At 31.9% G+C, this 3,483-nt stretch carries 4 protein-coding genes; all 4 read right to left on the bottom strand.

From position 1 onward, the window contains the following. Positions 1-82: 82 nt before the first annotated feature. The 4 genes from RWN11_RS07705 to RWN11_RS07690 all read right to left on the bottom strand — a co-directional run bounded on the left by RWN11_RS07705 (position 83) and on the right by RWN11_RS07690 (position 3,364). Complete coding sequence (locus tag RWN11_RS07705) at positions 83-988, bottom strand: type II restriction endonuclease (protein ID WP_155213114.1); 906 nt, start codon at positions 986-988, stop codon at positions 83-85. Positions 989-1,114: 126 nt separating this feature from the next. Continuing rightward, a complete protein-coding gene (locus RWN11_RS07700) occupies positions 1,115-1,705 on the bottom strand; it encodes a PD-(D/E)XK nuclease superfamily protein (RefSeq protein WP_314161148.1) in 591 nt (196 codons plus the stop codon). Further along, complete coding sequence (locus tag RWN11_RS07695; protein WP_314161147.1) at positions 1,702-2,514, bottom strand: site-specific DNA-methyltransferase; 813 nt, start codon at positions 2,512-2,514, stop codon at positions 1,702-1,704. Before RWN11_RS07695 ends, RWN11_RS07700 begins: the two co-directional genes overlap by 4 nt. Before the next feature lie 28 nt (positions 2,515-2,542). After that, the gene (locus RWN11_RS07690; protein WP_314161146.1) at positions 2,543-3,364 is read right to left on the bottom strand and encodes a DNA adenine methylase; all 822 of its coding nucleotides are present in this window, start codon (positions 3,362-3,364) and stop codon (positions 2,543-2,545) included. Between the last annotated feature and the right edge of the window lie 119 nt (positions 3,365-3,483).

Below are 3,483 nucleotides of genomic sequence, written 5' to 3'. Positions count from 1 at the left end.
TCTTGTAATGTGATACTTATATTATAAAGGAAAACAGTGACAAAGTACACGAAGATGGCTTGGGAGATAACACGCTAACTTGTTACTTTAGTAAATTAAATAGAAATCCATTTTTTAACATTTCTAAATTAAAGACATTGACAATATGTCCGAAAGCCTCAGCTAGTGGGAGATGAGCGGTTTTCCAGCCTATTCCATCCGTCACCCAAACAAATTCCACGTTATCTTCTGATGTGACTACAAACTGGCTTAGTTCTGTAAATTCCCCAGCTACAGCTTTAAGCTTGCTTCCACCTCCACCATAGTAATTTGTTTCAATTAACCACACTTTATGTTTTTCTTCAGAATAGACTGCAACATCGAATCTACGTTGAGATTTATCAACTGGTACATCAATATTCCAGGTATTCTTAATAAAACTTGCAGTTGCTTGAGCTTTATAGGATAGACCGTATGCTTTGCATACTTTTGAGACATTTCTTTCAAGTATACCTTCCATCGTTGTACCACTACGATTCTTACGGCCATTACTATCTAATCCTGTTTCAACCCCATAGACATAGTCAACTAAAGACCTATTGGCTTCATTTTGAAGAAAATTTAAAAGACCGGATCTCTCAATAAAATCTATATAACCTTTGATATTATGTGTATCAATATTTTTAAAATCTAACTGATAAAAACTCATATTATCAGTTTCATCCAGTGATAACACATCAATAACCTTATCACGGCATGCAATTAAACTGGGAATGGCCTTTAATAGTTCTGGTTGTTTTTCAAACAACTCTAGAGCAACGTTATAAATATTTTTCTTACCAATTAAATAATTTAGTGTATTTAATTCAATCTCAAATTTTTTAGTTTCTCGATTTACTTTTTCCCAATTCACATAATATTCAGGTGTGCGATTTGTGACAGAAAGAGTCGATAAAAAAATATTAAGACGGTCTGATGGTAAAGATGAAATATATTTGTAGTAATCCATTATTGTAATCTCCTTGAACAATTATTAATTATATGGTCATTTCATTAGTTAAAATGAAGATAATAAATGTTCTTATTCAGTAAAAGTTCTTATATTCATTGGATAGTATTAGAAGTAAGTTTATTGTCAAACTTTAGGTACAGGTAATCCAAACTCCTTTAATGGAATATAATTAAACCGATAATAACATCCGACACTATTTACATAATCTAGAACATCTTTATATTTCTTCTTCAAGAACCATTCATCTAGAAGATAATAATACTTTACTTCCTTATTTAATGGAGAAAAAAGCTTCTTATACTGCTTTAGTTTAAAATCACAAGTCTGCAATTTTTCATCTACACTTCCATTAGTATTTTGAGTCTTTTTTTCAATTATGAAAACTGTATTATTATCCATTACAAAAATCGAATCATCTGGCAAAAGTTTTTTTGAAAGAATTTCATTATATTTTAAATCTACTTCATCAAAATAACGGTATAAGCCATGCTTTTGAAATATTTCTGCAACGTACTCTCCTTTAAAGGTTACACTCCATCGAGAAACTTTTTTTCGTTTCTTTTTTGTAACTTTGCCATCTTTTCGCTCTATATCAAAATCATTCTCAAAAATTTCATATCCATTTTGCTTTGCGATAAACGTTGGCAAATCCGTTTTTAACTCAAAAGCTAATCCTGTTTTAGTATTTGCACCACCGACTCCACCTTTTATCAATTATTTCCCTCCTTTAAAAAAATTGTATCAGAACTTGTCATAGAAGCATATTTTTCTCTCTCTAATCTGGCTTGTGCTATTTTCAAATAATCTTTCTCAGAATCTATTCCAATAAAACAACGTCCTAACCTCTTAGCCACCACTCCAGTTGTACCACTACCTACAAAAGGATCAAGAATATAATCATTAGGTTTGGTAGATGCTAAAATGATGCGCTCTAAAAGGTACTCTGGCTTTTGGGTTGGATGCTTACCTGCCCACTTTTCAGCTTTCTTGGTTAAGGCACCAGACCAGACATCTTTCATCTGTTTTCCACCATTAAGTTCTTTCATCAATTCATAATTATAATAATGCTTGGCTTTTTTATCATTTTTTCGAGCCCATAACACAGTCTCTGTGGAATGTGTGAAATAACGACAAGATAGATTCGGTGCGGGATTAGTTTTTTGCCATGTTATATTATTTAGGATTTTAAAACCTTCTTGTTCTAAGGCCATCCCAACAGAATATATATTATGAAAACTACCTGAAACCCAAATTGTTCCATTGGGTTTCAAAACTTTTTTTGCTAATCTAATCCAATTTCTATTAAAATCATGCTTTTCTTCAAGAGTATCAATTTTATCCCAGTCTCCTTTGTTTACTGAAACGACTTTACCTCCTGAATTTGAGAAACCTCCATTACTTAAAAAATATGGTGGATCCGCAAAAATCATATCCATACTTTCAGGTTTTATCTTTTTTAAAAACTCAAATGTATCTGCATGTACCAAGATTGCTCTATCTTTATAATAGTATGGTTTGTCCATTACAACACCTCCATACTCATATTCGTAATTATTCATAATTTGTAACGATAATTTCCTTAATTTTCCCACGACTTGTTGGCTTTGCACCATTTGTACGCGAAGCATCCACATAATGGAGATTAAACTCTTGATAAAGATCCTCGACTAATGGACTTGAAGAATTTGATAAAATAACCTTAACACCACGTCGTGTTAAAGCCCTAACGGTATTTCTTAACCTCACTTGATCTTCATAAGAAAAACCTTCATGAGTATAAGAAGTAAAAGAACTGGTTTCAGACAAAGGAATATAGGGTGGATCAAAATATACTAAATCACCATCAACGGCATCAGCAACAGCATTAGCAAAGTCTCCTTGTAAAATTTGAATATTATTGGCGTTTAGATACCCGGATACTTCATAAATCAAATCTTCGTCTAGAATTTTCGGATTCTTATATCGACCGTATGGGACATTGAATTGATTTTTTGAATTCACACGATAAAGACCATTAAAATCAACTCGTAACATATAAAGAATTCTTGCAGCTCTTTCAACATCAGTCATACTCTCAATACGTCCATCTCTGTCAGCGGAACGAATATTAAGATAATAATCTTTCGAATTTTTATCTCTATGTTCTGCTAATAGATCTATTAACTCATTCGGATTGTCTCGTATCTGTAAATACGAATTTATCAATTCCTCATTAAAGTCATTTATAACTGCATCATGTGGTAAGAGCTTAAAAAGTAGTGCTCCACCACCTATAAAAGGCTCATAATACCTATTAAAATCATCAGGTAATAACTCTGTCAAAATAGGTAATAACTTACGTTTACCACCGGTCCACTTTGTAAAAGGTTTCATTCTTTTATTATAACAAAACATAGATATTGATTACACACTTTTTTAGTTTTTTTTACACATACATAAAAAACAAGACCATTTCTGATCTTGTTTCCTTCTATGCAACTAGATTTTTATTT

The sequence above is a fragment of the uncultured Gemella sp. genome, from assembly GCF_963519265.1.
Taxonomy (GTDB): domain Bacteria; phylum Bacillota; class Bacilli; order Staphylococcales; family Gemellaceae; genus Gemella.
The sequence above is the reverse complement of the archived record's forward strand: the minus strand, read 5'-3'. Positions and strand labels throughout refer to the sequence as shown.

What these genes read in the sequence shown, in the direction of transcription:
- RWN11_RS07705 (WP_155213114.1), bottom strand. Translation starts at nt 988, where the DNA reads ATGGATTACTACAAATATATTTCATCTTTACCATCAGACCGTCTTAAT.
- RWN11_RS07695 (WP_314161147.1), bottom strand. Translation starts at nt 2,514, where the DNA reads ATGGACAAACCATACTATTATAAAGATAGAGCAATCTTGGTACATGCA.
- RWN11_RS07690 (WP_314161146.1), bottom strand. Translation starts at nt 3,364, where the DNA reads ATGAAACCTTTTACAAAGTGGACCGGTGGTAAACGTAAGTTATTACCT.